Origin of the sequence: Azospirillum sp. TSH58 (assembly GCF_003119115.1) — a bacterium.
Lineage (GTDB): Bacteria > Pseudomonadota > Alphaproteobacteria > Azospirillales > Azospirillaceae > Azospirillum.
In genome coordinates this window covers 654877-660876 of the sequence record NZ_CP022366.1, presented here as the reverse complement: position 1 = coordinate 660876, position 6000 = coordinate 654877, and the positions used below count along the sequence as shown (strand labels likewise).

The window sequence follows — 6000 nt, the reverse complement described above, 5'->3', positions numbered from 1 at the left end:
AGGAAATGTTGGGGTGCAAGGGGAGGGGATCGGATGCGGCGCCTGCCATCGCTGAACGCCCTGCGGGCGTTCGAGGCCGCGGCCCGCCACGGCAGCTTCACCGGGGCGGCGGGCGAGCTGAACGTCTCGCAGGCCGCGGTCAGCCGCATGGTCCGCCTGCTGGAGGAGCGGATGGGCTTCCCGCTGTTCGAGCGGCGGGCCAACGCGCTGGAGCTGACCGACCGCGGGCGGGCGCTGCAACCCGGCCTGACCGGCGCCTTCGACGCGATCGCCGAGAGCGTGGAGCGGGTCGCCGCCATGCGCGACGGCCCGGTGCTGACTCTGGGGGTGGGCGCCACCTTCGCGGTGCGCTGGCTGATCCCGCGCCTGTCAGCCTTCCATGAGAGCCACCCCGACGTGGAGGTGCGCATCGCCACCGGGGTGCCGGCGCGCCGATCCGCGAGGACTGGACCTGCGCCCTGCTGCTGGGCGACGGGCATTGGCCGGGCTACGAGGTGGAGGAGCTGTTCACCGCCGACATGCTGCCGGTCTGCGCGCCCGCCCTGGCGCGGACGTTGCGCCGTCCGGAGGATCTGCTGTCGGCGACCCTGCTGTCGGTGTCGCACTGGGCGGACGACTGGCCGCACTGGTTCGCCTCGGCCGGGCTGGCGCCGCCGGCCGTGAAGGGGCTGTCCTTCAGCAGCTACGCCATGACCTTGCAGGCGGCGGCGGACGGGGTGGGGGTGGCGCTGGGGGCGCGGCTCTACATCGCCGACGATCTGGCGGCGGGCCGGCTGGTCACGCCCTTCGCGCTGGCCGTGCCGATGGGGCGGGCGTGGTATCTGGTCTCGCGCCCGGCGCGGCATCGGGAGCCGGGCTTCACCGTCTTCCGGGACTGGCTGCACGCCGCGGTCGGGTCGCCGGATCCGGGAAAGAAAAGACCGCCGGAGAATACTCCGGCGGTCTGAAGTCGCACTTTGGAGAAACGTCACTCGGCGGAACCACGCGCACGGTGCGGCCTGCCGACTGGGTTTCAAAGGATAACCGAACGAAAACACTTATACTAGTATATCACTCTGAGCGCAAGCCCTTTCGCTCACATGACGGCGCCCATCTGCCAGGGCGTGAATTCGTCGGAGCCGAAGCCCAGCTCCTCGCTCTTGGTCTTCCGGCCCGACGCGGTGTCGAGGATGAGCTGGAAGATCGCCCGCCCGACCTCCTCGATGGTGGCGTCGCCGGTGGCGATGGGGCCGCAGTCGATGTCCATGTCATCGGGCATCTTGCGGAACAGCGGCGTGTTGGTGGCGAGCTTCAGCGAGGGCGTCGGCTTGCAGCCGAAGACGGAGCCGCGGCCCGTGGTGAAGCACAGCACGTTGGCGCCGCCCGCCACCTGTCCCGTGGCCGACACCGGGTCGTAGCCCGGCGTGTCCATGAAGACGAGGCCCGGCCCGGTGATCGGCTCGGCGTAGCGGACCACCTCGACGAGGTTGGTCGTGCCGGCCTTGGCGACCGCGCCCAGCGACTTCTCCAGGATGGTGGTCAGGCCGCCCTTCTTGTTGCCGGGCGACGGGTTGTTGTTCATCTCGCCGCCGGTGCGGCTGGTGTAGTCCTCCCACCAGCGGATGCGCTCGACCAGCGTCTCGCCGACCGCCGGGCTGACGGCGCGGCGGGTCAGCAGATGCTCGGCGCCGTAGACCTCCGGCGTCTCGCTCAGCACCGCGGTGCCGCCGTTGCGGATCAGCAGATCGACGGCGTGGCCCAGCGCCGGGTTGGCGGTGATGCCCGAATAGCCGTCCGACCCGCCGCATTGCAGCGCCAGGATCAGGTGGCTGGCCGGCACGGTCTCGCGCCTCACGTCGTTGACGCGGGGCAGCAGCGCGCGGATGCGCTCCACGCTCGCCCGCACGGTGGCGGCGGTGCCGCCGCTGTCCTGGATCGCCAGCGTCTGCAGCGTGTCGCCGACGGTCAGCCCCTCGACCTCGACCAGCTTGTCGATCTGGTTCACCTCGCAGCCGAGGCCGAGCACGAGCACGGCGGCGAAGTTCGGGTGGCGGGCGTAGCCGGCGATGGTCCGGCGCAGCGCGTCGATGGCGTCGCCCTGGGAGCCCATGCCGCAGCCGTAGGCGTGGGTCAGCGCGACCACCCCGTCGATGTTGGGGTAGGCGGCCAGCGCGTCGCCGCGGAACTGGTCGGCGATCATCCGCGCGGCGGTGGCCGAGCAGTTCACCGTGGTCAGGATGCCGATGTAGTTGCGGGTCGCCACGCGACCGTCCGGACGGACGATGCCCTGGAAGGTGGCGCGTTCGGCCTCCGGGAGGAGGTCGGTGGGGTGAACGTCGGCGCCGAAGGCGTAGTCGCGCTCGAAGCTGTCGCCCACGCCGATGTTGTGGACATGGACATGGTCGCCCGGCGCGATGGGGGCGGTCGCGAAGCCGATGACCTGGTTGTACTTGCGCACCGGCTCGCCGACCGCGATGGCCTGCACCGCGACCTTGTGGCCGGAGGGGATCGTGGTCCGGGCGACGACGTCGGTGTCGGGCAGGGGAGTGCCCTCCGGCAGGTCGGCTCCGGCAACGACGACGTTGTCCGCGGGATGCAGGCGGATGGTCAGCGATGCCATCGGGATTCCTTTCACTCCTTAATGTTCCCTCTCCCCTCTGGGGAGAGGGTTAGGGTGAGGGGGCGCCCGTCAGGGCGTTCACGCACGGCAATCAGTGTGCGTTGTCGGCCTGCGGCCGCCCCCTCATCCCACCCCTTCTCCCCAGAGGGGAGAAGGGCAAATCCAACGTCAGAGCTTGTAGGCCTTCTTGGCGAGGGTGTAGGCGAGATCCACCGCCAGCTCCGCGGCCTCGTCCTCCTCCAGCCGGTGCTCGGCGACGAGCCGGGCCAGGAAGGCGCAGTCGACGCGGCGGGCCACGTCGTGGCGGGCCGGGATGGAGCAGAAGGCGCGCGTGTCGTCGTTGAAGCCGACCGTATTGTAGAAGCCGGCCGTCTCCGTGATCATCTCGCGGTAGCGGCGCATGCCTTCGGGGCTGTCGTGGAACCACCAGGCCGGGCCGACGCGCAGCGCCGGGTAATGGCCGGCCAGCGGCGCCAGCTCGCGGCGTAGCTGGTCTCATCCAGCGTGAACAGGATGATGGTCAGGTCGCGCTCGTTGCCGACGCGGTCGAGCAGCGGCTTCAGCGCCCGCACATACTCGTGCCGGTCGGGATGTCGGCGCCCTTGTCGCGGCCGAAGCGCTCGAAGACGCCCGGGTTGTGGTTGCGGAAGCTGCCGGGGTGGATCTGCATGACCAGCCCGTCGTCCAGGCTCATCTTGGCCATCTCGGTCAGCATCTGGCCGCGGAAGATCTCCGCCTCGGCCGCCGTGATGGTGCCGCGCAGCGCCTTCTCGAACAGCCGCTCGGCGTCGGCGTCCGACAGGTCGGCGGTGGTCGCCGTGGCGTGGCCGTGGTCGGTCGAGGTGGCGCCGCCGACCTCCTTGAAATATTGGCGGCGGTTGCGCAGGGCGGCGAGGTAGCCGGCCCAGGTCGCGGTGTTCTCACCGGACAGCGCGCCCAGCGTCTCGACATTGGCCTGGAAGCCCTCGAACTCCGGATCGACGACCGGGTCGGGGCGGAAGGCGGTGATGACGCGGCCCTTCCAGCCGCTCTCGCGGATGGCGCGGTGATGCTCCAGCGTGTCGAGCGGCGACTCGGTGGTCGCCAGCAGCTCGATGTTGAAGCGCTCGAACAGGGCGCGCGGCAGGAAGTCCGGCTTCTGCAGGCAGGCGTCGATCTGGTCGAAGATGCGGTCGGCGCTGGCCCCGCTCAGCCGCTCCGTCACGCCGAACACCGTCTCGAAGGCGTGGTCCAGCCACATGCGCGTCGGGTGCCGCGGAACAGGTGCCAGTTCTGCGCCAGCTGGCGCCAGATCTTGCGGGGATCGCTCTCCACCGCCCCGCCGTCCTTGCGCGGCACGCCCAGGCTCTCCATCGTCACGCCCTGGCTGTAGAGCATGCGGAAGGCGTAATGGTCGGGCACCACGAACAGCGACGCCGGGTTCGGGAACGCCTCGTTCTTGGCGAACCAGGACGGGTCGGTGTGGCCGTGCGGGCTGATGATCGGCAGGTGGCCCACCTCCGCGTACAGCCGGCGCGCGATGTCGCGCTGCGTGGGATCGCTGGGGAAGAGGCGGTCGGGGTGGAGCATCGTTCATCTCCGGAAAGAGGGATGCCGGACCGGGTCCGGTGCCCATTTGAATGGGTGGTTCGGGTGTGGCGCCCTGTGCGGCGCCGGTCATGCCCCGCATGACGGAATATATTAATATATCAGTTCCGGATGCAAGGACTTTGTGCGTCCCGCCCACAATTCTGTCGGCGGGACGCGCAATTCAAGAGGTGGTCAAGAGGGCCGGTCAGAGGCTGCGCGAATTGTGGGCGGCGAAGTCCACGGCCCGCGGGCGGTAGCCGCTGGTGAAGAGGGGGGAGGATATCACCATGTCGGCGGTCGCCTCGTTGCAGGCCATCGGGATGTTGTAGAGCGTGGCGAGGCGGGTCAGCGCCTTCACGTCCACGTCGTGGGGCTGGGCGGTCATCGGGTCGACGAAGAAGACGAGCAGGTCGATCCGGCCCTCCGCGATCATCGCGCCGATCTGCTGGTCGCCGCCCAGCGGGCCGCTCTTCAGCGAGGTGATGTCCAACTGGGATGGGCCTCGCGGACCAGCCGGCCGGTGGTTCCGGTGGACCAGAAGACGTTGCCCTCCAGCGCGCGGATGTTGGCGCCGAGCCAGCCGATCAGGTCGGGCTTGCGGCGTCGTGGGCGACGAGGGCGATGCGTTTGCGGTCCACGGTGACGGTCCTTGCGGCTGTGCGCTCCGCGGTGGAGCTTTCTTCAATATACTAGTATACTGATGGACGGCGCAACGCGCTTCCCGGTGGGACAAACTGGCGCGGAACCGGGGCGCCGCGCGGGCCATGGCGTTTGACCCACCCCGCCGGGTATTAGTATATTGCGATGAAGGGCGGACCGTCTGCGGCGTGAACCAGTGGGTTCGATGCCGGCATTCCGAAGATCCGGCGCCCTGAATCGTCCTGGCAGGAGCGGGTGTTGAAAAAGGCGGCGCAGACATCGACGGCGGATTCATCGACGGCGGATTCGGAACAGGCCGAGGGCGTCAAGACGCGGACCCGGCGCCGCACGGCGGCGGCGGTCGCCCGTCCGGCCCAGCGCGGCACCACCGTGGCCGCGACGATCTACCGTGACCTGCGCAACGAGATCGTCTCGCTCCGCCGCAAGCCGGGCGAGCCGGTCGCGGAGAAGGTGATCGCCCAGGATTACGGCGTCAGCCGCACCCCGGTGCGCGAGGCCGTGCTGCGTCTGGCGGACGAGGGGCTGATCGAGATCTTCCCGCAGTCGGGCACCTTCGTCTCCCGCATCCCGCTGGGCGCCCTGCCGGAAGCCATCGCCATCCGCAAGGCGCTGGAGGAGGCGACCGTCCGCTACGCCGCCAAGCGCGCCACCCGCAGCCAGATCGCCAAGCTGCGCGCCAACCTGGAACTCCAGCGCGAGATGGAGGCCGCCCAGAATTTCGAAGGCTTCCATCAGGCCGACGAGACCTTTCACGCGCTGCTGGCGGAGACCGCCGGCTATCCCGGATTCTGGAACCTGACGCAGCAGGTGAAGGTGCAGGTCGACCGTTACCGCCTGCTGACCCTGCCGGTGCTCGGCCGCGTGCCGGACGTGATCGCCGAGCATTCGGTCATCATCGAGGCCATCGCCAACAACGACCCGGAGGCGGCGGCGAAGGCCATCGACCTGCATCTGGACTATCTCCAGGTCACCATCGCCGACGCGCAGAAGGCCAACCCGCTCTATTTCACCGCCCCCTCGGAGGACGAGGCCGAGCCGGTCTGAAGGCTGTTCTGCGCTCTTGGCTTTGGATCGCGGCTGATTTCTAATATATCAGTCACGATCCCTCCCAACACCGCGCAAGACAGCCAGGAGACCGCGATGCAATCGCTCTACCGCGCCGATCCGGCCGC

General features: G+C 69.3%; 3 protein-coding genes and 3 pseudogenes. 3 read left to right on the top strand and 3 right to left on the bottom strand.

What is annotated here, in order from left to right:
* Positions 1-33: 33 nt before the first annotated feature.
* Both TSH58p_RS34470 and TSH58p_RS34465 read left to right on the top strand, forming a co-directional pair.
* Positions 34-375: pseudogene (locus TSH58p_RS34470) on the top strand (LysR family transcriptional regulator); the annotation flags it as partial.
* A gap of 119 nt (positions 376-494) precedes the next feature.
* Positions 495-947, top strand: a complete 453-nt coding sequence (locus tag TSH58p_RS34465) for a LysR substrate-binding domain-containing protein (RefSeq protein ID WP_256380069.1) — start codon at positions 495-497, stop codon at positions 945-947.
* A gap of 128 nt (positions 948-1075) precedes the next feature.
* Here the strand turns inward: TSH58p_RS34465 and TSH58p_RS21605 are convergent, their stop codons facing one another.
* The 3 genes and pseudogenes from TSH58p_RS21605 to TSH58p_RS21590 form a co-directional block, all read right to left on the bottom strand.
* Positions 1076-2599, bottom strand: a complete 1524-nt coding sequence (locus TSH58p_RS21605) for a UxaA family hydrolase (RefSeq protein WP_109071536.1) — start codon at positions 2597-2599, stop codon at positions 1076-1078.
* 168 nt (positions 2600-2767) lie between these two features.
* Positions 2768-4168, bottom strand: a pseudogene (uxaC, locus tag TSH58p_RS21600) (glucuronate isomerase).
* A 205-nt stretch (positions 4169-4373) separates the two neighbouring features.
* Positions 4374-4806, bottom strand: a pseudogene (locus tag TSH58p_RS21590) (methylglyoxal synthase).
* Between the two features lie 259 nt (positions 4807-5065).
* On the opposite strand from TSH58p_RS21590, the gene TSH58p_RS21585 reads away from it, so the two are divergent.
* Entirely contained in the window at positions 5066-5872 is an 807-nt protein-coding gene (locus tag TSH58p_RS21585; RefSeq protein ID WP_109469331.1) for a GntR family transcriptional regulator, read from the top strand.
* Positions 5873-6000 lie beyond the last annotated feature (128 nt).

What these genes read in the sequence shown, in the direction of transcription:
- TSH58p_RS21605 (WP_109071536.1), bottom strand. Translation starts at nt 2,599, where the DNA reads ATGGCATCGCTGACCATCCGCCTGCATCCCGCGGACAACGTCGTCGTT.